We start from the raw sequence: 20,877 nt of genomic DNA, 5'->3' as shown, positions 1-20,877 counted from the left end.
GCCGGGCGACATTCCGCAACCGTCTTCCTTCTCATGGAGTCCGGAGCAATGAATCCCTCGAAATCGTCCCGCGCCTCGGCGCTGCTGGTGGTGTCCGTCCTCGCCCTCGCCTTCAGCGGCTGCGCCGCGCGCCGTCAGCAGGCGTACCTGGAGGACAAGGCCATGGGGCACGTCTACCGCAAGCCCATCGCGGAGGTGTGGCCGGAGGCCCTGGCCCTGCTCAAGGAGAAGGGCTTCTCCGTCACCAACGCGCAGACCGGCTTCGAGACCACGACGGAGTGGCTGATGACCAGCGCGCCCTCCTCGCTGGGCACCTCCTACGCCCGCTACCTGGTGCGCGGCTTCGAGCGCGGGCCCGGCCAGTGCGCCGTGGAGTTCCGCCGCCAGGACCGCTCCGAGTCCCGCGCCGCGGACGACACCGGTGGCCGCGGCAAGGACATGGGGGAGAGCGCGGTCGGCGCCGGCAACTCCCAGATGCGGCGCGACTCCGAGCTGGAGTGGGAGCTGCTCCAGAAGGTGGACCCCGACGCCGCCGCCGCCCTCAAGGCCGAGGCGACGAAGGTCGATTAGCCCGCCGCGCCGTGGCAGGGCCCGCCGCTCGCGCGACCCCGGACGTCAGTCGCGCAGCGGCAGCTCCACGGTGAGGCCGTCGAAGGCCACCTCCACCGGCCCCTTGAACGCCTCACGCGCCTGCGTGAGCAGCCGCCCGGGGTCGGTGTCGTGGCGGCTGGACAGGTGGGTGAGGATGAGCCGCTTCGCCCCCGCCTCCCGCGCCACCTGGGCCGCCTCCCGCGCGGTGGAGTGCCGCGTCTCCAGCGCGCGCGACTGCTCGTCGTCGGAGAAGGTGGACTCGTGCACCAGCAGGTCCGCGTCCTTCGCCGCCTGCACCAGCGCCGGGCAGGGCCGCGTGTCGCCGGAAATCACCAGCCTGCGCCCGGGCCGCGACTCGCCCAGCACGTCCTCCGGCCTCACCACGCGCCCGTCCGTCAGCGTGACGGGCTCGCCCTTCTGCAGCTTGCCGAAGGAGGGCCCCTCCGGCACGCCCAGCTCCCGCGCCTTCTCCAGGTGGAACCGCCCCGGACGCCCGTCCTCCACCAGCACGTAGCCCAGCGCGTGGATGCGGTGGTCCACGCCCACCGCCTGCACGGTGTAGCCATTGCGGCGCACCGTGTCCCCGTCCTTCAGCTCGTGGATTTCCACCGGGAAGGCCAGCGACTCCAGCCCCAGGTGCACGGCCTGGTGCAACAGCCGCCGCGCCGGGGGAGGCCCGTACAGGTGCATGGGCGCGGTGCGGCCCATCATCCCCAGCGTGCGCAGGAAGCCGATGATTCCCAGGTAGTGGTCGGCGTGGAAGTGCGTGAAGAACGCCGCGTCCACGGTGAAGCCCGTGCCAAAGCGCACCATCTGCCGCTGGGTGCCCTCGCCACAGTCGAACAGCAGCAGGTCCGCGTGCGCCTTCACCGCCAGGCCGGAGAGGCCGCGATGCAGCGTGGGCTGCGCGGCGGAGGTGCCGAGGAAGGTGAGCCTCAGTAGGGACATGCCAGCGCTTCCCACGTCGAGAGTGGCCTCCTCGCACGCGCGGAGTCTGCCTGCGCGCGCGTGCGTTCCCGGGGCATTTACCAGGGTGCGAGGGGGCGTGCTATGCAGCCGGCCCTTTCGGACCCGCCCCCATGCCTGATTCCCTGACGGTCGGCCCCACGGCCGACCCCCGCCGAGTGAAAGCCCAGGACGGCCGCCTGCTCACCGTCCCTGACGGCTGGGCCCTCCTCCCCCCCGGCGACGCCGGCCTCACCCGCCGCGTGAAGGCCGCCGGCCCCTCCTGGACCGTGGTGGAGAAGGTGGGCCGCAAGCTCTTCTCCCGCGGCGTGTGGGCGCCGGAGGCCCACATCCTCCACGCCCGGGCCGCCCTGGAGGACGAGCGCGCCACCCCCGCCTACGCGAAGAAGCTGGCCCAGGGCCGCGAGCGCCGCGCGAAGGAGCAGGCCGAGTACGAGGTCGACTTCGCCAACGCCGTCCTGCGCTTCCTCGCCTTCAGCCCCGCGTGGCTCCCCCACGCCAAGCGCCTGGCCGTGATGGTCGCCGGCCACGCCACGCCCGTGGGCAGCGGCACCGTCGCCCGCACGGAGCGCATCCCCATTGAGAGGCGCGCGGAGGCCGCCGTCATCGCCTGGATGCGCCACCAGACCACCGGCTACGACCACATGCGCATCGAGCGCGTGAAGGGCGCCCGCCGCGAGGTGCGCCGCGAGCTGGCGGAGGTCTCCCGCGCCATCCTGGACCTGCACCGCCGGGACGCCCCCCACGCACCGCCCGCGTGTCCGCTCTGCTCCGCCCTCCTGCGCCCTCCGCCGACACGCCCCTCGGATTCCTGACCCGGCGTTCAGCAACGACTGTTCTATTCCTGACCGGCGGGTTAGGAATGCGTCCGCCATGCCCCGCCCCGCCGACCCCAAAGCCCGCAGCGCGCTCGTCGCGTCCGCGCGGGCGGAGTTCGCCCGGCGGGGCGTGAAGGGCGCGCGCATCAGCGACATCACCGCCGCCAGCGGCCTGTCCAAGGGCGCCTTCTACCTGCACTTCCGCTCGAAGGAGGCCCTCTTCGCGGCGCTGGTGGAGGGCTTCCTGGCGGCGCTGGAGCGGCTGGCCACGAAGCGCCTGTCCTGCATGGAGCGCTTCCGCGCCGACCACGGCGGCCTGCCGGGCCCCGGGGACGTGGCCGCGCGCTCGGAGCGCTACCGCGACTTCCTGCGCATGGAGGCCGCGCTGGACGTGGAGATGCTGGAGCTCATGTGGGAGCAGCGTGAGCTCGTCACGGCGCTCATCGTGGGCAGCCAGGGCACCGCCTTCGAGTCCGTCATGTGGGACGTGGTGGACCGCGAGGTGGAGCGCATCGCCGGGGAGTTCCACCACCTGCGCGGCCAGCACCCGGACACCCCGGACGTGGACCCCAGCCTCTTCGGCTCCTTCATCGTGGGCACCTACCTGCTGCTGGCCCGGCGCATGGGGCGGCTGACAGAGAAGCCGGACCTGGCCACCTGGGCCGTGGGCCTGCAACGTCTCATGCACGAAGGCTCGCTGCCCCGCGAGGCCGTGCCCGCGACGCACGCGGCCCTCGCGCGTCCCTCTTCGCCTCCTTCCACGCGCCGGCGCCACGCCCGCGCGGCCCACCCGCACCGCCCGCCAAGGAAACGCCCGTGAAACCGTCCACGAAGCCCTCCGCCTCCCGCGCCCTCACCGCCCTGGGGATGGCCGCCGCGCTCGCGCTCTCCGGATGCGACAAGGCGGACGCGTCCGCGCCGCCCGCCGCCGCCGCGGCCCCCGGCCAGGACAAGCCCGCGCCGGCCGTGAAGGTCGTCGCCGCGCGCGGCGTGCAGGCCTCGCAGTCGGAGGAGGTGACGGGCACGCTGTACCCCGCCCAGGGCCTCCAGGTCGGCTTCGAGGTGGGCGGCCGGCTGGAGGCGGTGCGCGCCCACAAGGGCCAGGCCGTGAAGAAGGGCGACACGCTCGCCCAGCTCAACTCCGAAATCGTGGACGCGCAGGTGGCCGGCGCGGAGGCCGCCGTCGCCGCCGCGGAGGCCGGCGCCTCCATCGCGAAGGACGCCGCCGAGCGCACGGAGAAGCTCAGCACCGGCGGTGGCGTCAGCGACCAGCAGCACAAGAGCGCCGTGGCCGCCGCCGCGCAGGCCCAGGCGCAGGTGATGGCCGCGAAGGCGCAGTTCGCGCAGGCCCGCGCGGCGCGCCGCCGGCACGACCTGAAGGCGCCCTTCGCGGGCACGCTGATTGAGTCCCCGGACCAGACGGGCGCCACGGTGGGGCCGGGCGCGCCCCTCTTCACGCTGGAGCAGTTGGACACGCTCGTCTTCCGCACCACCGTGGCGGAGGGCGCGCGCGCGCTGCTCAAGCCCGGCACGAAGGTGCGCGTGGCGGCGCTGGGCAACGGCGCGTCCACCGACGAGGCCGTGGTGCGCACCATCCTGCCCTCCGCGGACCCCACCACCCGCCGCATCCCGGTGGAGATCGCCGTGCCCAACGCGGACGGCCGCTTCGTGGCCCACACCCTGGCGCGCGCCATGCTGAAGCTGGGCGAGACGCAGGACGCGCAGCTTCTGCCCACGACGGCGCTGTCCTCCTCCAACGGGGACCACGTCCTCGTCGTCAGCGACGGCACCCTCCAGCGCGTGGACGTGCAGGTGCTGGAGCGCCGCGACCGCGAGGTGGTGGTGCGCGCCGCGGCCGTCCTCCAGCAGGTGGTGGACTACCCCACGCCCACCCTGACCCCCGGCACCCGCGTCTCCGTGAAGTAGCCGCAAGCCGCCCCTTTTCGCCGAAGCCGTCCTTGAGGGCGGCCGCGGCGTGCGTGAGCTCTTCCCATGATTCTCAGTGACGTTTCCATCCGACGGCCGGTGTTCACGGCCATGGTGTCCCTGCTGCTCATCGTGCTGGGCGTGATGGGCCTCAAGCGCCTGGGCACCGACCTCTACCCGGACGTCAGCTTCCCCGTGGTGGTGGTCAACACCCTCTACAAGGGCGCGGGCCCGGGCGAAATCGAGACCCAGGTCATCAAGCCCCTGGAGGACGCGGTCGCCGGCATCAGCGGCGTGGACAAAATCCACTCCTTCAGCCGTGAGAACGTGGGCACCGTGGTGGTGTCCTTCACGCTGGGCACCGCGCTGGACACCGCCGTGCAGGACGTGCGCGACAAGGTGGGCCAGGCCGTCAACAAGCTGCCCACGGACGCGGACGCGCCCATCGTCAGCCGCGTGGACCTGTCCGCCGCGCCCATCCTCACCTACGCCATCTCCGCGGACATGAAGTCCCAGGCGCTGCGCAAGCTGCTGGATGACCGCATCAAGCCCGCGCTCGCGCAGTTGGCCGGCGTGGCGGAGGTGCGCATCACCGGCGGCGACACGCGTGAGATTCAAGTCGACATCGACCTGGACAAGGCCCGCGCGGTGGGCATCGCGCCGTCGCAGGTGTCCCAGCGCATCGCCATGGAGAACCTCAACCTGCCCGCGGGCCGTCTGCAGTTGGGGCCCAACGAGCTGACGGTGCGCGCCATGGGCGAGTTCCGCACCGTGGAGGAGTTGAAGAAGCTGCCCATCGCGCGCAGCGGCACCGGCGCGCAGGTGCGCCTGGAGGAGGTCGCCACCGTCACGGACGGCGTCGCCGAGCGCCGCACCACCGCGCGCCTCAACGCCCGCGACGCCGTGGTGCTCGAAATCGTGAAGCAGCCGGGCTCCAACACCGTGAGCGTCAGCGACGCGGTGAAGAAGACGCTCGCGGACATGACGCCGGTGGTGGGGCAGGGCTTCCAGGCCACGCTGCTCATCGACCAGTCGGACCTCATCCGCGCCAACACCCACGAGGTGTGGATCGCCCTCATCTTCGGCGGCCTGATGGCGGTCCTCATCATCCTGATGTTCCTGTTGGACCCGCGCGGCACGTTCATCTCCGCGCTCGCGCTGCCCACGTCCGTCATCGGCACGTTCTTCGTGATGTACGTGCTGGGCTACTCGCTCAACCAGATGACGCTCCTGTCGCTGTCGTTGGCCATCGGTCTGCTCATTGACGACGCGGTGGTGGTGCGTGAGGCCATCACCCACCGGCTGGAGCAGGGCGAGGACCCGATGAGCGCCGCGTACAACGGCACCAGGGACGTGGGCCTGGCGGTGCTCGCGACGACGCTGGCCCTGGTGGCGGTGTTCATCCCCGTGGCCTTCATGCCCGGCATCGTGGGTCAGTTCTTCAAGCAGTTCGGCATCACCATCTCCGTGGCGGTGCTCATCTCGCTGTTCATCTCCTTCACGCTGGACCCCATGCTGTCCGCGCGCTTCGCCAAGGCGCACACGCCGGGCGCGCAGCGCAACGAGCCCGCCGTCTTCCGCGCGCTGCGCCGCTTCCTGGAGGCCACGGAGTCCACCTACGCCCGCATCCTGGGCTGGGTGCTGCGCCACAAGTGGACCACCGCCGGCCTCACCGTGCTGGCGCTGTTCCTGTCCTTCGGCGCCGCCAGCCGCCTGGGCGTGGAGTTCATGAGCGCGGAGGACCGCTCGCAGCTCATCGTCGAGCTGCAACTGCCGGACTCCTCCAACCTGGCCCAAACGACGGAGCGCGCCGCGGAGGCGGAGGTGCTGCTCAAGAAGATCCCCGAAGTCACGGACATCTACACGACGGTCGGTCCCAACGGAGACGTCTACAAGGCGCGCCTGCGCGTGCTCACCGTGGGCAAGGACCAGCGCACCAAGAGCATCGCCGTGCTCAAGGACGAGGCCCGCGCGCTGCTGGTGCCCAACCTGGTCTCCACCGCCATCACCCTGTCGGACCCGCCGTCCATCGAAGGCCTGGGCGACTGGTTCCCCATCATGGTGCGCGTGGTGGGCCCGGACCTGAAGCGCGTCAACGAGGAGGCCGAGCGCGTGGCCAGCATCCTGCGCACGCTGGGCACCTCCGACGTGCGCGTGGACTCCAACCCGGCCAAGCCGGAGCTCCAGATCCAAATCGACCGCGCGCGCGCCGCGGACATGGACCTGTCCGCCGGGGCGCTCGCCTCGCAGTTGCGGCTGGCCATCGACGGTGACGTGACGGCCAAGCTGCGCGAGGGCACGGACGAGACGGACATCCGCGTGCGCCTGCGCGAGGAGGACCGCGCCACGCCGGAGCGCGTGCGCCAGTTGATGATCTCCACGCCCAAGGGCCTGCACCAGGTGACGGACGTGGCGGAGGTGTCGCTCAAGGACGGCCCCAGCGTCATCGAGCACGAGAACCGCGAGCGCCAGGTGGCCGTCGTGTCCCAGTTGGCCAAGGGCGCCGCGCTGGGTGACGTGGCCACGAAGCTCAAGGCCGCCATCGCGGAAAAGCCGCTGCCGCCCGGCTACGCCATCGTCTACGACGGCCAGATGAAGAGCCTGGATGAGCAGAACGACGCGTTCGGCATCGCGTTCCTGCTGGCCTTCGTCTTCATCTACATGGTGCTCGCCAGCCAGTTCGAGTCCTTCAAGCACCCCTTCACCATCATGGTGTCGCTGCCGCTGGCGCTCGTGGGCGCGCTGCTGGGGCTCGTCGTCACGAACTACCACGTCAGCATGGGCGCGATGATTGGCGTCATCCTGCTGATGGGCCTGGTGACGAAGAACGCCATCCTCCTCATCGACGGCGCGCTCCAGCACCTGCGCGAGGGTGACTCCGTGGACGAGGCCCTGCTCAAGGCCGGCCCCCGCCGCCTGCGCCCCATCCTCATGACGAGCGCGGCCATGGCCATTGGCATGGTGCCCACCGCCGTGGGCACGGGCATCGGCTCCGAGTTCCGCGCCCCCATGGCCATCTCCGTCATCGGCGGCGTCATCACCTCCACCTTCCTCACGCTGCTGGTGGTGCCGGTGGTGTTCGCGGCGATGGAGAAGCTGTCCTTCCGCAAGAAGCAGCCCCGCGCGCAGGGACCGCACTCCAAGCCCGCCGTGGACGCGTCCGCCGCGCACGACCGCGCGGCCTGAGGGCTGACGGCAGACACACAAAAGGCGCGGGTGACGGTGTCGTCACCCGCGCCTTTCATTTGAAACAAGGGGGATGAAACATTTCCCGGCCAGGCGTCCTTTCGCGGGGCCACCGGCTCCGGGCTTCGCCGGAGACGGGGCGTTCGCGGGCGTCCTGCCCGGAAGGAACAGCTCTAGCGAGCGGCCGAGAAGCCTTCGCCGTTGAGCAGGCGCACGCGCGCCTTGGCGAGCTGGTTCTGCGCTTCCTCCAGCGACACACAATCCACGGTGATGTCGTCGTTGGGGGATGCTTCCGACGCCACGCGGGCCGTCTGCAGCCGCGCGATGGTGGAGTCCGACACGTGCGCGCACATCGCGCAGCCGTTCTTGCGCCCGTGGTCGACGATCTCGGAGAACAGCTTCGCGGATTCCGGCTCCAGCGGGCGCAGGCCCCGCATGTCGGCCAGAACCAGGTGCCGCCCTCCGCCGTAGCTGTCCGTGGCCTTCTTGTAGACGGCCACGTACTCCTTCATTTCGTTGGGCCGCATGAAACCGCTCATGCGGGCAGTGATGGTCCGACGGCTGACATCGTTGGTGACTTCGAACATAGGTGCGCCCTCCCTCGCAGGATCAAAGCCTAACAGACGTCTTTCGGACTTTCACCAGCCCCCCCGTGATTCCCGGTGGGATGGAAGGTTTGAAAGGGATTGCGTGTTTTTCCTTCCCGGCAGGTTGTAAAAATGAAGAAGCCCGGCCCGCGCGAGCGGGACCGGGCTTCCGTGCTCTGGGGTTGACCCGGAGCGGGTTGTTATCCACCCACTGCGCGAACGTTCTGCGCCTGGAGGCCCTTGGGGCCGCGCGTCACCTCGAACTCCACCTTCTGGCCTTCGGCCAGGGTGCGGAAGCCGTCCATGTTGATGGCGCTGTGGTGGCAGAACACGTCCTCACCACCGCCGTCCTGCGTGATGAAGCCAAAGCCCTTCGCATCGTTGAACCACTTCACCGTACCAGTAGCCATGAATCGTCTTCTCTTTGTTGGGTGGGGCGCGGCACCCACCGCGTTCGGAGCGGTCGGCCCTCTCGAAATGTGAGGGCCTGAGTGCGAACGACAGTCTGCCCGGCGGAGCGGGGTGGGTGGAAGCCCCCTTGCTGAGCAGCCAACAGTTCGCGGGGTGGTCGCACTCCCCACCCATGGCGGGCGCAGGCAGGCGGGCGTGGGGCAGGGGCCGCCCTGGCGCCCGGCTCTGGGGGCGTGGCTACCGTTCCTTCGCGAGGCCACGACGGCCCGCGGAGGAGTCACGTCATGTACGAGGTCCGAGGCCCCGAGCGCCTGCTGCCCCCAGTCCCTCCGCGCCCGGAGGGCGCCGTGCGCCGCGAGTGGCGCCGGCTGCGGGACCACAGCGCGGCGGCGGGCATCCTGTCGCGTCCGCTGTTCGGCCGGCTGCCCTTGCGCCGTTGGGTGTCGCAGGACCTGCACTCGGTGCTGGACTACGTGGGAGGCGCGGCGCTGGTGGCGGTGGGGAACGCGTCCGGGGACAGCAGGGCGAAGGCGGCCGGCTGGGCGCTGGGCGGGGCCGCGGTGGGCGTGTCGCTGTTCACGGACTACCGGCTGAGCCTCACGAAGCTCATCCCCATCGAGGCGCACGAGCTGGCGGACTACGCCTATGGCCTGGGCGCGGTGCTGGCGCCCTTCGTGCTGGGGTACGCGAAGCGCTCGCCGGTAGCGGCGGCGCTGCACGTGCTGCTGGGCGTGAAGGTGCTGGCCGCGTCGCTCGTCACGGACTACCGCTGCCAGACGGGCATGCACCTGGGCGGAGAGCTGGCCACGGACCCCGAGGGCATCGGGGCCTGACGTCAGGGGTGGAGCCTGAGCAGGAAGCCGTCCTGCAGCGGCCGTGACGGTCCGTCCTCCGGCACGGGCCGGTTGAATCCACCGGCGAGCAGCACGCCGCCGGTGGCGTCCACGCTCACGCTGCGGGCCTGGGCCACGGTGCCGGGGCTCGCGAACCCGCGCACCCAGAGCGACGTGCCCTCTTCCGGCAACAGCTTCGCGACATACAGGCCCGGAGGCAGGGCGCCGCCGCCCAGGGCGAGGCCGCCGTCATGGCCGCCCGCCACCGTCAACTGGCCCGCGTCGTCGGTGGCCACCATCGGCGCGCCGGTGGGGAAGGTGCGCGCCCACCGCTGGCTCCCGTTCGCGTCGTAGGCCAGCAGGAAGCCGTCGCGCGAGTCCGCGCGGTGGAAGGTCTTCTGGAAGTACAGCCGGCCGCTGAAGCCTCCGCCCACGAAGACGCGGTCCGCCCCCACGGCCACGGACACCGCCGTGCCGTCCGTGCCGCGCACGTCGTGGCTCCAGACGGGGTCGCCGTCCCGGGTGAGCTTCACCACGAAGGGCGTGTGCTGGCGCACGGTGACGAAGGTCGCGTCGCCGAACGACACCGCTCCCGCGTAGCCGCCCACCACGTGCACGTCGCCAAAGACATCCACCGCCACCGCCCGCGCGGAGACCTCGCCCTCGCCTGAAGGCATCCACACGCGGCTCCAGCGCTGCTCACCCCCGGGCCCCACGCTCAGCGCGAAGCCCGCGTGCCTGCCCTGGGGCGTGCGCTGCAATCCCTCTCCCAGGTCGCGCGCGCCGGCGAAGTCCCCCACCAGCACCGCGCCCCCATGGTGGTCGGACGTGACGCCGTTCACCGCCACCGGCCCCTCTCCCGGCAGCGAGCGCACCCAGTCCAGCGCGCCGCGGCCGTCCAGCCGGGCCAGGAACGGCCCCTCCGGCAGCGCGGCGCCTTCGCGGGTGAAGCCCGCGGACATGCCCGTGAGGAAGATGTTGTCGTGGGCGTCCACCGCCAGGCCGCCCACGCGGGCCCGCGCCTCGTGGTCGGGCGTCCAGCCCCGCGCCCACCTCAGCGTGCCCTCCGGCGAATACCGCGCCACCAGCAGGTGTGGCGCCACGACGTTGCGATTGAAGGGCAGGGGACCCGCCCCCAGGTCGATGGGTTCTTGGTAGGTCGCCGCCACCAGGACGTCCCCGTTGGAGGTCACCACCGCGTGCGGAGCCTGAGGGTCCCCAACCCTCAGCGTCCGCGACCACACGTGGCCCTCCACGCCCTCTGGCGCTCCCTGTCCACCCACCTCACCGAGTACCGGGATGCGCGGTGCCGTGGCTCGGGCTTCCTCGCACCCCACGAGGAAGAGCCCCCCCACGAACACCGCCATCCGAATCCACGCCACCGCCGCCCCCCGTCCCGGACCCGCCCCACCCAACCCCGACTCCCCCGCCCTTCAACCGCGCCCTGGCCCTACTGCAAGGGCGCGGCCAAAGGGGGATGGCAAGGATGTCCCCTCGGGGGCGCCCGTGGGGAGCCGGATGCGAGGGCGGGGGCGGTGTCCGTCAGCCGGTAATTCCTGCCGACCGCGGGGAGGGGAGCCGGTAAAGAAAGACGCCCGCGCGGGTCTCCCCGGCGGGCGTCGATGGATGTGTCGTGTCCTGGACGGGCTGAAGGACTACAGCGCCTTCACCTGCACTTCCTTGAGCACCTGGTCGCCGCGCATGACGGACACGGTCCACGCACCAGGCTTGGCCAAGCGCACGCCGGTCCACTGACGCGAGCGCCAGCCCTCGCCCTTCACCTTCACGTCCTTCGTCTCGCGCACGGTGGCGCCCTGCTTCACCTGCACCGTGATGTCGTCGATGGAGTCGCCCTGGGGCACCAGGTAGCTCTGCCACATGTAGAGGGGCGTGCCCGCCTTGACGCCCTCGGGGCCCACCTCGGCGGTGCACTCGAACTTGTTGGGGCCTTCCTTGGGCACCTCCGTGCACAACTTGGCGTCCACCAGCACGGGGCCCTGGCCCTTGGCCTTGTAGAAGTAGTTCCAGGTGTCGCGCACCGCGTCCGCGCTGGGGGCCTTCACCGGCTCCGCGGCCGGCGCCGCCGCCTCCTGCGCCCCCGCCACCGCCGCCACACCCAGCACCGCGCACAGCACGCTTCCGTTGAACAGGCTCTTCATGACTTGGGGTCCCCTCGTTGTTGTTGAAGGCGGCCGGCCCACGTCCGGCCGCTCGGTGTGCGTGTCTACCATGAAACATCCCGCGCCATTCCCCGAGTCCCGGATACCGGGGTTTCACACCGGGGACGCCGCGCCGCGCTACCCGAACAGGAAGAAGCCCAGCGTCACCAGCGGCAGGTACGCGAGGAAGGCCACCAGGAGGAAGCCGAGGATGTCCTTGAACTCCAGGCGGGCCACGGCCAGCAGCGGCAGCGCCCAGAAGGGCTGGATGAGGTCCGTGGCCATGTCGCCCCACGCGTACGCGAGCACCACCTTCTCCGGCGCCACGCCCAGCCGCCCCGCCGCGTCCAGCAGGTAGGGCGCTTCGATGGCCCACTTGGAGCCGCCAGAAGGCACGAAGTAGTTCACCACGCCGCTGTACAGGTACACGATGGCGGGGAAGGTCTTCTGCGTGGACAGCGACACGAAGAGCTCCCCGATGCGGTCCGTGAGCCCCGTGGCCTTGAAGATGCCGTAGATGCCCGCGTACAGCGGGAACTGCAGCACGATGCCGTGCAGCACGCTCGCGGCCTCCTCGCTCGCCTTGAGCAGCCGGGCGGGCGTGCCGTGCAGCAGCACCGCCAGCGTGAGGAAGGTGAAGTTCACCCCGTTGAGGTTGAGCGCCTTCCAGCCGCCGTTGAGCCACAGGTGCCGCGCGAACCACGCCAGGCCCAGCACGCCGAAGAGGACGTTGAGCAGCCACGCGTGATCCAACCACTCCGCGGGGCTCAAGCGCCCTCGCGGCTTCCCTGGCGGGACGAAGTCGCCCAGCTTCTCCAGCACCGCGGGCTCCACGCGCACCGTGCGCTCCGGTGAGGGATGCAGCGCCCACGCCAGCGCCGTGAGCAGCGCCACCGCGGCCAGCGTGAGGCCCACGTTGAAGGGGGAGAAGAGCGTCCGGTCGATGGGGATGACCCCCAACTGCTTCTCCAGGAAGTGCCCCGGCGTCGCCACCAGCAGCGGCGCGGAGGCGGACAGGCCCGCGTGCCACGTGGCGCCCAGGCCGAAGTAGGCGCACGCCACCAGCAGCCGGTAGTCCACGTCCGGGCGCCTGCGCGCGATGAAGCGCACCAGCATGGCGCTGGCGACGAGCGACAGGCCCCAGTTGAAGTACGCGAGCGCCATGGACACCGCCGCCATCAGCGCGGTGGCGCTCCGGGGGCTTCGGGGCAGGCGGGCCACCCCTTCCAGCAGCGCCTTCACCGGCGCGGTGAGCGCGAGCAGGTAGCCGGTGAACATCACCAGGGCCATCTGCATGGAGAAGGTGAGCAGCTCCCAGAAGCCCCCGCCCCACGCGTCCAGCACCACCGGCGGCGCGGCGCCCACCCAGCCCAGGGCCAGCGCCATGGTGAGCAGCGTGAGCAGCACCGCGATGGCGAAGGCGCTGGGGACGAAGCGCGCGGAGAAGCGGCCCAGGCCTTCGGCGAACCGGACGAGGGTTTCCACGGTGAGGGCTCCAGGGGGCAGGGGGCCCCGGCGCGAAACTCCCAGGGCGACACCCCGGGTTTTACGGTATGAGCGGTCGTCATGTCCCCTAGCGAGCAGCACCCCCCCGTCTTCGAGCGCATCGCGACAGGCGTTCCCGGACTGGATCCCATCCTGGGCGGTGGCCTGGTGGCCTCAGGCGTCTACATCGTGGTGGGGGAGCCCGGCGCGGGGAAGACCATCTTCGCCAACCAGCTTTGCTACTCGCAGGCGCGCCAGGGCACGCGCTGTCTGTACGTGACGCTGCTCGCCGAGTCGCACTCGCGCATGCTGGCGAACCTGCGCAGCATGGCGTTCTTCGACGCCTCCCAACTGCCCCAGCGCATCTACTACGTCAGCGGCTTCCGCATGCTGGAGGAGCAGGGGCTGCCGGGCCTGCTGGAGCTCCTGCGCCGGGAGATGCGCAACCACGGCGCGGGCATCCTGGTGCTGGACGGCCTGGTGCAGGCGCAGGAGGCCGCGGGCAGCAGCCGCGACTTCAAGAAGTTCATCCACGAGCTCCAGGTGTCCGCCGGCCTGTCGCGCTTCACCGCGCTCCTGCTCACCAGCAGCGTGGGCCCCACCGTGCACCCGGAGTACACCATGGTGGACGGCATCCTGGAGCTGCGCGAGCGCACGGCGGCCATGCGCTCGTGGCGCGAGCTGCAGGTGCGCAAGTTCCGCGGCAGCGCCAGCCTCAACGGCGCGCACCACTTCCGCATCTCCGAGGCGGGCCTGGAGGTCTTCCCCCGCCTGGAGACCATGGTCAGCCGCACGCAGCCCCCGGACTGGGGCACCCAGCGCGTGCGCTTCGGCGTGCCCACGCTGGACGCCATGATTCCGGAGGGCATCGCCGCGGCCTCCACCACGCTGGTGATGGGGCCTCCGGGCTGCGGGAAGACAATCCTCGGCGTCAGCCACCTGGCGGAGGGGCTGCGCCTGGGCGAGCCCTGCCTGATGGTGAGCTTCTACGAGGGGCCGGACCGGCTGATGCACAAGGCGGCCAACGTGGGGCTGTCGCTGGGCAGCGCGGTGAAGGACGGCCGGCTGGTGCTCCAGTGGAACATGCCCGCGGAGTGCAACCTGGACCTGGTGGCGCACACGCTGGTGGAGGACGTGCGCAGACGCGGCGTGAAGCGCCTGTTCGTGGACGGGCTGAGCGCCATGGTGGAGACCACCCACGAGCCGGCGCGCATCAGCCCCTTCTTCGCCGCGCTCACGCAGGAATTGCGACGCCACGGGGTGACGACCGTCTTCACGCTGGAGACGCCGCGCCTCTTCGGCCCGGACATGGACGTCCCCCTGGGGACCGGCCTGTCCGGCGTGGCGGAGAACCTGCTGTTCATGCGCCACCTGGAGCTCAACGGCCGCCTGCGGCGGCTGCTGTCCATCTTCAAGCTGCGCGACGCGGACTACGACCCGACGCTGCGCGAGTTCGTCATCACCTCCCAGGGAATCGAGATCCAGCCGCCCTTCCAGCCGTCGCCCGAGTTGCTGCTCACCGGCATCGCCCGCTTCCCGGGCAACCACTCCTGACCTCAGAGGCTCCGTGGTTCCCGCGACCGAGACCGTGCTGGTGGTGGACGACGAACAGGGCATCCTGGAAGCGCTCGCGGACCTTCTGAGGGAGGAGGGCTACCGCGTGCTCACGGCGTCCCATGGCCGCGAGGCCCTGGAGCGCATGGCGGAGGTGAAGCCGGACCTGGTGCTGACGGACTGGATGATGCCCGTGCTGGACGGCCCCGCGCTCATCGCGCGCATCCAGGAGGACCCGCTCCTGCGCCACATCCCCGTGCTGGGCATGAGCGCCGTGGACGTCAACGGCCTCAAGCGCCTGCACCCGGGCATGGAGTTCCTCCAGAAGCCGTTCGACATCCGGGCCCTGATGAAGCAGGTCCGCAGGTCCCTGGACGCGAATCCCCGCGCCCGGGGAGGGTGAGGCGCACCGCCCGCGTGCCCGGAGGGTCCGCCATGTTCCACCTGCTCAAGCTGGGTCCCGTGCCCCTCTCCGTGGGCACCACCGGCGTCTACCTGCGCATCGGCGAGTCGGGGGACCCGTCCCCTCCCGTCTTCGAACAGACGGACCTCGCCGGCGTGCGCGCCCTCATGTCTGGCCTGGAGCCCTCTCAGGTCGCGTGCGAGCCCGCCCTGGCGGACGCCGCCGCCGAGCTGGGCCTGTCCGTGGCGCCCCCGTCCCTGGCGGCGCTCTCCGCCCGGGCGGCCATCGCCACCTTCCTCGCGTGGGGCCAGTTGGGCGTGTCCGGGCTGGGCAGCGACAAGGCGCTGCTCTTCGTCCAGGCCGCCACCGAGTTCTGGGACGCGAAGCCCTGGATGCACTGGGATGACAGCCAGGCCTTCACCGTGGACGTGACGGGCGCGCACGAGCACACCTACGAGGGCTGCGTCTTCCACGGCGAGGACGAGGGCCCCTCGGGGCTGGCCCTCTACCTGTCCCCCGGCTCGCTGGGGCGGCTCCTGGAGCTCCAGGTGCACGGCGCCGACAGGGAGGCGCAGGCCCTGCCCGCCATCACCGTGTCGCTGGAGTCCCGCCCCGCCTACGCCGTGGACGCGCTGTCCGCCGCCGGCCGCGCGCCCCGGCTGCCCCTGCCCGTGAAGGCCGGCCCCCAGGGGCTGTCCGTGCCCTCCAGCCTGGAGTCCCTCATCCTGGTGGCCGCCCTGCGCGCCGTGGCCCGCCTGTCGCCGTCCCAGCCGGAGGCCCTGAGCAGCATGGTGGCCGGCGACGCCCGCATGGACGTCCGCGTCCGCGCCCCCGCCCCGCGCGTGCGCAACTAGGCGGAATCAGGCGCCCCCTGGCGTGACGCACCCAGAGCAGGCAGGCCACCAGGCTCGTGTGGGACTGTGAACAACCGCCCCTACCGAAAAGGTTGATTCACAAAGTATCTGGGTTCATAGGTGGAGACGTGACTGACGCCGGCCTCGCACCACGGGTCCAGCGCTTCCTCACGACGCACATCGATTCCATCGAGAAGCTGGAGGTGCTCCTCCTGCTTCGCGCCCGGACGGAGCGGGCGTGGACGGCGCCGGCGGTGGCCCTGGAACTGCGCATCACCGAAGCCTCCGCGGCCCGCCGTATGGCGGAGCTGAAGACGGGAGGGCTCCTTCTCCAGGATGGGGTGGAGGCGGACGCCTACCGCTTCAGCCCCGGCCGCTCGGAGGACGTGCAGGCCACGGCGGAGCTGGCGGCGGCGTACGCGGCGCGGCGGGTGAGCGTGATTTCGTTCATCTTCTCACGCCCCATGGACCGGGTGAGGGGCTTCGCGGATGCGTTCGTGATCAAACAGGACAAGGACGGCGACGGACATGGCTGAGGCGGTCTACATCCTGTGCGCGTTGACGAGCGCGGCGTGCGCGGTGCTGCTGCTGCGGGCGTGGCGGCGCACGCGGATGAAGCTGCTGCTCTACAGCGGCCTGTGCTTCTCGCTCTTCACCGTGAACAACATGCTGCTCTTCGTGGACCTGGTGTTGGTTCCGGCGGGCGACCTGTCGCTGGCGCGCACCGTCACGTCGCTGGCGGGAGCCAGCGTGTTGCTCTTCGGCCTCATCTGGGACGTGTCCTAGGGGGGGACACCATGTTCAAGATCCTGCTCGATGGCGCGGTGTTGATGGCGTACCTGGCGTGCGCCCTGTTCTTCCTGCGCTTCTACCTCCAGTCGAAGGACCGGCTGTTCGCGCTGTTCTCCCTGGCCTTCACGCTGATGGGGGTCCACAGCCTGCTGGGCACGCTGGTGGCGCCGGACCTGGACACCGAGCGCCTCCACTACCTGTATGTCGTCCGCCTGATGGCCTACCTGCTCATCCTGGGGGCCATCTGGGACAAGAACCGCGCGGGGCGTGGCGCGCGGTGAGATGCTGTGCGCCTCCTTGTCCCACGGGAGGACTCCTGCATGAGCACGACACCGCTTCCCCGCTTCACCCCGCGCCGCGCGCTCGGGCGCACGGGCTTCACCGCGACGGCGGTGGGCATTGGCGACCTGGCGGACCGCACGGTGCCGCGCGAGGAGCTGGTCGCCACGCTCGCGCGGGCGCTGGACGCGGGGCTCAACGTCATCGACACGGCGCCCGGCTACGAGGACGGCCTGAGCGAAGAGGTGGTGGGCGAGGCGCTGCGCGGCCGGCGTGAGGGCGTGTTCGTCATCGACAAGGTGGACGAGCTGGACGCGCCGGTGGCGCCGCAGGTGGAGGCGTCCCTGCGGCGGCTGGGCCTGCCGTCGGTGGACCTGTTCGCGCTGCACGCGGTGAAGTCGCTGGCGCAGTGGGAGGAACTGGCCCGGCCGGGCGGCGCGCTGGCGCAGTTGGAGGCGTGCGTGGCGAAGGGGCAGGCGCGCTTCAAGGGCATCTCCTGCCACCACCCGGACGCGCTGGTGGCGGCGGTGCGCTCCGGGCGGTGCGACGTGGTGATGTTCCCGCTGGGGCCGTTCGTGGACGCGCGCTACGTGGAACAGGTGCTGCCCCTGGCCAGGGCCCACGGCGTGGGCGTGGTGTCCTTCAAGACGTTCGGCGCGGGCAAGCTGCTGGGGGACACGGAGGGCTACGGCCGGCCGCTCCAGGCGCGCCCGCGCGGCAAGGTCGGCTCCGGCGGAGCGGCGCCGGGCACGCCGCTGCTGCCGCACCTGTCGGTGGCGGAGTGTGTGCGCTACACGCTGACGTTGGAGCCGGACGTGATGTTGATGGGGATGGGCTTCCCGAACGAACAGGACGCCGCGCTGCACGCGGCCTCCGCCTTCCAGCCCCTGGACGCCGCGGGGATGCGGGCGGTGCGGGAGCGGGCGCACGCCGCCATCCAGGGGAAGGGGGCGGTGTGGTGGAACCCGCCTTCACCGGACGTGGCGGCGGGCTGAGCCGCCGCGCACGGGCGGGCCGGGCGGGTTGCCTGCCGGACACTCGCCAGGAGTCAAGCGGCCCTGAAGGCTTGTCGCCCGCCGGGGACCGTCATTATCGGAGCGTCCCTTTGGTGGGGCGTCATCCCCGTGACGCCATGACCCGCGCTCCATGCCCGAACCATCTCACGAGTCTTCGACCGAACCTCCCGGTGAGCCCCCGCCGCCGTCCGCCGTGACGGCGAACGGCGCGGCGGTGTCCGTGTCCGGGGAGGGCGTGCCGCCGGGAGCGCCGGCCATCACGCGCGAAGGCAACACGGCGGAGGCGGTCGCGTCCCTGGCCGGTGCTCAAGAGGCCCCGGCCCCCGCGGAGGAGGGCCGCTTCGCGTTCCTGGCCCGCGCGGGCGAGGTGTTGTCGTCGTCGCTGGATGAGCCCACGGTGCTGCGCCAGTTGGCGGAGCTGGTGGTGCCGGCGCTGGCGGACTGGTGCACGGTGGACGTCGTCACGCCGTCCCTCGCGGTGGTGCGCCGGGCCGCGGCGCACCGCGACCCCTCGCTCGTGCCCACCGTGTATGCCATTGCCGAGCGCTGGGCCCTGCGGGACAACGGCTCCCAGGGCGTGGCCCAGGTGCTGGGCACCGGCCAGCCCCGCCTCATCCGGGAGGTGCCCGAGCAGGACTTCCTGGCGCTGGCCCGGGGCAACGAGGCCCTGGAGGAGACGTGGCGCCTGGGCTGCCGCTCCGTGATGCTGGTGCCGCTGGTGGCGCGGGGGCGGGTGCTGGGATGTCTGTCATTGATGTCTGGCACGGCCGGCCGCTTCGGTGAATGCGACCTGGAGCTGGCGCGCGAGCTGGCGCGCCGGGCCGCGCTGTCGCTGGACAACGCGCTCCTGTATGGCGAGGCCCGTCAGGCCCAGGCGCGCACGGCGCGGCTGCAGGCGGTGACGGCGGCCCTGTCCCGCGCGGCCACGGAGGACGCGGTGGCGCAGGTGCTGGCGCGCGAGGTGTGGGAGGCGAGCGGCGCCACGCGCGTCGCGGTGCTGGCGCTGGAGGAGGACGGCCTCGTGCGCCCGCTGCGCGTGCTGGGGTACCCCGAGGACGCGCTGGCCGCCTTCGAGCGCCCGCCGAGCGGCGCCGCCCGGAGGGGGCTCCAGGACCTGCGGCGCGAGGCGGGGTGGTTCGGTTCGCTGGAGGAGTTCCTCGCGCGCTACCCGGACAACGCGGAGCTCGCGCGCCGCCTGGGGCCGGGGGCCCGCGCGGTGGTGCCGCTGTGGGGAGACACCCGGGCGCGGGGCCTGCTGCTGCTCGCGTGGCCGGAGCCGCGCGTCTTCCCGGTCGCGGAGCGCGCGTTCCTGGAGGCGCTGGCGCACCAGTGCGCGCAGGCGCTGGAGCGGACCGCGCTCTACGAGGCGCTGCGCGAGCGCACGGAGCGGCTGCGGCAGGCGCTGGTGACGGGCGACATGGGCACCTGGCGCCTGGACCTAGTGCGCGGCAAGGAGCTGCGAGACGCGGCGCTCAACCACATGCTGGGCCTGCCGGCGGTGGACTCCTCGGTGCGGGTGGGGGACATGCTGGAGCACCTGCACCCGGAGGACCGGCCGCACGTGGAGGCGGAGTTCCGCCGCCACCAGCGCGGGTCGCCGGGCTTCTTCGAGCTGGAGTTCCGCGTGATGCGCCGCGGTGGCGGCGTGCGCTGGCTGCACAGCGTGGGGCAGTCCTTCGCCGGACCGGACGGGAAGGTGACGGAGCTCACCGGCGCCATGGCGGACATCACCCGGCGCAAGGAGGCCGAGGAGCGGCTGCAACTGCTCCTGGACGCGAGCCGCGTGCTGGCGCTGCGCCTGGACGACGTGGAGGCCGCGCTGCCGGAGGTGGCGCGGCTGGTGGTGGACCACGTGGCCACCGGCTGCCTGGTGGACCTGGCCGCGCCGGACGGCACCCTGCGGCGGGTGACGGCGGCCCACCGCGTGCCCGAGCACGACGAGCGGCTGCACGCCGCCCTGGCCGGAATGGACCGGGGACCGGCGCACCCGGCGCTCCAGTGCTTCCGCACGGGCGAGGTCTGCTTCCTGTCGCGCCTGGACTTCAAGTGGTGCGGCGCCGTCTCCGCCAGCGACGCGCACCGGGCGCTGGTGGACAGCCTGGAGCCCACGTCCGTGCTGGCGGTGCCGCTGCGCGCGCGGGGCCGCACGCTGGGCGTCATCACGCTGTTCACCGCCGAGCCCCAGCGCACGCTGGTGGCCGCGGACGTGACGATGGCGGAGGAGCTGGCGCTGCGCTTGAGCGTGGCGCTGGAGAACGCGCGCCTCTTCCACGATGCCCAGTCCGCGGTGCGGCTGCGCGACGAGTTCCTCTCCGTGGCGAGCCACGAGTTGAAGACGCCGCTCACCAGCCTCATCCTCCAGCACAACCTCATCGGCCGGGCGCTGGAGACGGCGGGCACGCCCGGGCCCGTGACGGGGAGGCTGAACACCGCGCGGCGTCAGGTGCTCCGGCTGACGGCGCTGGTGGACAACCTGCTGGACGTGAGCCGGATGTCCCTGGGCAAGCTGGCGCTGGAGCGCGCGGAGGTGGACCTGGCGGAGCTGACGCGCGACGCGCTGGAGCGGCTGGGGGACGTGTTCACCCAGGCGGGGTGTTCCCTCCGGCTGGAGCTGCCGCGCACGCTGACGGGCCAGTGGGACGCGCTGCGCCTGGACCAGGTGCTGGTGAACCTGCTCTCCAACGCGGCGAAGTACGGCGCGGGCCACCCGGTGTCGGTGCGCGCGGGCGTGGACGCGCGCGACGAGGCCTGGGTGGAGGTGCGCGACGAGGGCATCGGCATCGAAGCGGACGCGCTGCCGCGCCTCTTCGGCCGCTTCGAGCGCGCCGTGAGCGAGCGGCACTACGGCGGCATGGGGCTGGGGCTCTACATCAGCCGCCAGATCGTCGAGGCGCTGGGCGGCCGCATCGACGTGGACAGCCAGCCGGGGCGGGGCGCCACCTTCACGCTGCGGCTGCCCCGGAACGCGGTGGAGGCGCGGCCCCCGCCTCCCCTGGAGCCGTGAGGGGGGCGGAGGG

The 20,877-nt window shown here is 71.9% G+C and carries 20 protein-coding genes; 14 read left to right on the top strand and 6 right to left on the bottom strand.

Going from position 1 to position 20,877, the window contains the following annotated elements; genetic code table 11:
* Positions 1-48: 48 nt before the first annotated feature.
* A complete protein-coding gene (locus K8612_RS27395) occupies positions 49-570 on the top strand; it encodes a hypothetical protein (RefSeq protein ID WP_223739417.1) in 522 nt (173 codons plus the stop codon).
* Between the two features lie 45 nt (positions 571-615).
* On the opposite strand, the gene rnz is transcribed toward K8612_RS27395, so the two are convergent.
* Complete coding sequence (gene rnz, locus K8612_RS27390; protein WP_223764452.1) at positions 616-1,539, bottom strand: ribonuclease Z; 924 nt, start codon at positions 1,537-1,539, stop codon at positions 616-618.
* 131 nt (positions 1,540-1,670) lie between these two features.
* On the opposite strand from rnz, the gene K8612_RS27385 reads away from it, so the two are divergent.
* The 4 genes from K8612_RS27385 to K8612_RS27370 all read left to right on the top strand — a co-directional run bounded on the left by K8612_RS27385 (position 1,671) and on the right by K8612_RS27370 (position 7,487).
* The gene (locus K8612_RS27385) at positions 1,671-2,372 is read left to right on the top strand and encodes a DUF2293 domain-containing protein (RefSeq protein ID WP_223739415.1); all 702 of its coding nucleotides are present in this window, start codon (positions 1,671-1,673) and stop codon (positions 2,370-2,372) included.
* A gap of 58 nt (positions 2,373-2,430) precedes the next feature.
* Positions 2,431-3,195 (top strand): TetR/AcrR family transcriptional regulator, encoded by a 765-nt coding sequence (locus K8612_RS27380; RefSeq protein ID WP_223764451.1) that lies wholly within the window; start codon positions 2,431-2,433, stop codon positions 3,193-3,195.
* Positions 3,192-4,301 (top strand): efflux RND transporter periplasmic adaptor subunit, encoded by a 1,110-nt coding sequence (locus K8612_RS27375; protein WP_223764450.1) that lies wholly within the window; start codon positions 3,192-3,194, stop codon positions 4,299-4,301. The genes K8612_RS27380 and K8612_RS27375 overlap by 4 nt, the downstream gene beginning before the upstream one ends.
* Before the next feature lie 66 nt (positions 4,302-4,367).
* Entirely contained in the window at positions 4,368-7,487 is a 3,120-nt protein-coding gene (locus K8612_RS27370) for an efflux RND transporter permease subunit (protein WP_223764449.1), read from the top strand.
* 173 nt (positions 7,488-7,660) lie between these two features.
* Here the strand turns inward: K8612_RS27370 and K8612_RS27365 are convergent, their stop codons facing one another.
* Positions 7,661-8,014 carry a hypothetical protein gene (locus K8612_RS27365; protein WP_223739411.1) on the bottom strand — a complete coding sequence of 118 codons (354 nt, stop codon included), beginning with the start codon at positions 8,012-8,014 and terminating at the stop codon, positions 7,661-7,663.
* A gap of 260 nt (positions 8,015-8,274) precedes the next feature.
* Positions 8,275-8,484 carry a cold-shock protein gene (locus tag K8612_RS27360; RefSeq protein WP_223739410.1) on the bottom strand — a complete coding sequence of 70 codons (210 nt, stop codon included), beginning with the start codon at positions 8,482-8,484 and terminating at the stop codon, positions 8,275-8,277.
* 285 nt (positions 8,485-8,769) lie between these two features.
* Between K8612_RS27360 and K8612_RS27355 the strand changes: the two genes are divergently transcribed.
* Positions 8,770-9,318, top strand: coding sequence for a hypothetical protein (locus K8612_RS27355; RefSeq protein WP_223739409.1), 549 nt, complete (start codon positions 8,770-8,772; stop codon positions 9,316-9,318).
* A gap of 2 nt (positions 9,319-9,320) precedes the next feature.
* On the opposite strand, the gene K8612_RS27350 is transcribed toward K8612_RS27355, so the two are convergent.
* The 3 genes from K8612_RS27350 to K8612_RS27340 all read right to left on the bottom strand — a co-directional run bounded on the left by K8612_RS27350 (position 9,321) and on the right by K8612_RS27340 (position 12,962).
* A complete protein-coding gene (locus K8612_RS27350) occupies positions 9,321-10,514 on the bottom strand; it encodes a hypothetical protein (RefSeq protein WP_223764448.1) in 1,194 nt (397 codons plus the stop codon).
* A 459-nt stretch (positions 10,515-10,973) separates the two neighbouring features.
* Positions 10,974-11,477, bottom strand: coding sequence for a hypothetical protein (locus K8612_RS27345; RefSeq protein ID WP_223764447.1), 504 nt, complete (start codon positions 11,475-11,477; stop codon positions 10,974-10,976).
* A gap of 138 nt (positions 11,478-11,615) precedes the next feature.
* Entirely contained in the window at positions 11,616-12,962 is a 1,347-nt protein-coding gene (locus tag K8612_RS27340) for a TIGR00366 family protein (RefSeq protein WP_223764446.1), read from the bottom strand.
* An 81-nt stretch (positions 12,963-13,043) separates the two neighbouring features.
* On the opposite strand from K8612_RS27340, the gene K8612_RS27335 reads away from it, so the two are divergent.
* From K8612_RS27335 to K8612_RS27300, 8 genes are all read left to right on the top strand, one after another.
* Positions 13,044-14,516, top strand: a complete 1,473-nt coding sequence (locus tag K8612_RS27335) for an ATPase domain-containing protein (protein WP_223764445.1) — start codon at positions 13,044-13,046, stop codon at positions 14,514-14,516.
* Positions 14,517-14,529: 13 nt separating this feature from the next.
* Complete coding sequence (locus K8612_RS27330) at positions 14,530-14,919, top strand: response regulator (RefSeq protein ID WP_223739404.1); 390 nt, start codon at positions 14,530-14,532, stop codon at positions 14,917-14,919.
* 32 nt (positions 14,920-14,951) lie between these two features.
* Positions 14,952-15,773 carry a hypothetical protein gene (locus K8612_RS27325; protein WP_223764444.1) on the top strand — a complete coding sequence of 274 codons (822 nt, stop codon included), beginning with the start codon at positions 14,952-14,954 and terminating at the stop codon, positions 15,771-15,773.
* Positions 15,774-15,901: 128 nt separating this feature from the next.
* On the top strand, positions 15,902-16,309 hold the full coding sequence (locus K8612_RS27320; RefSeq protein WP_223764443.1) for a hypothetical protein: 408 nt from the start codon (positions 15,902-15,904) through the stop codon (positions 16,307-16,309).
* Entirely contained in the window at positions 16,302-16,559 is a 258-nt protein-coding gene (locus K8612_RS27315; RefSeq protein ID WP_223764442.1) for a DUF5985 family protein, read from the top strand. Before K8612_RS27320 ends, K8612_RS27315 begins: the two co-directional genes overlap by 8 nt.
* Positions 16,560-16,570: 11 nt before the next feature.
* A complete protein-coding gene (locus K8612_RS27310) occupies positions 16,571-16,846 on the top strand; it encodes a DUF5985 family protein (protein WP_223739400.1) in 276 nt (91 codons plus the stop codon).
* A 39-nt stretch (positions 16,847-16,885) separates the two neighbouring features.
* Positions 16,886-17,839: an aldo/keto reductase gene (locus K8612_RS27305; RefSeq protein ID WP_223764441.1), complete on the top strand. Its 954-nt coding sequence runs from the start codon at positions 16,886-16,888 to the stop codon at positions 17,837-17,839.
* A 151-nt stretch (positions 17,840-17,990) separates the two neighbouring features.
* Positions 17,991-20,864 (top strand): ATP-binding protein, encoded by a 2,874-nt coding sequence (locus K8612_RS27300; RefSeq protein WP_223764440.1) that lies wholly within the window; start codon positions 17,991-17,993, stop codon positions 20,862-20,864.
* The last annotated feature ends 13 nt before the right edge of the window (positions 20,865-20,877 follow it).

It is taken from the genome of Corallococcus sp. AS-1-6, from assembly GCF_020037015.1.
In the GTDB taxonomy this organism is placed as follows: Bacteria; Myxococcota; Myxococcia; order Myxococcales; family Myxococcaceae; genus Corallococcus.
Note: the sequence above shows the minus strand (reverse complement) of the source record. Positions and strands in the feature narration are given on the sequence as shown.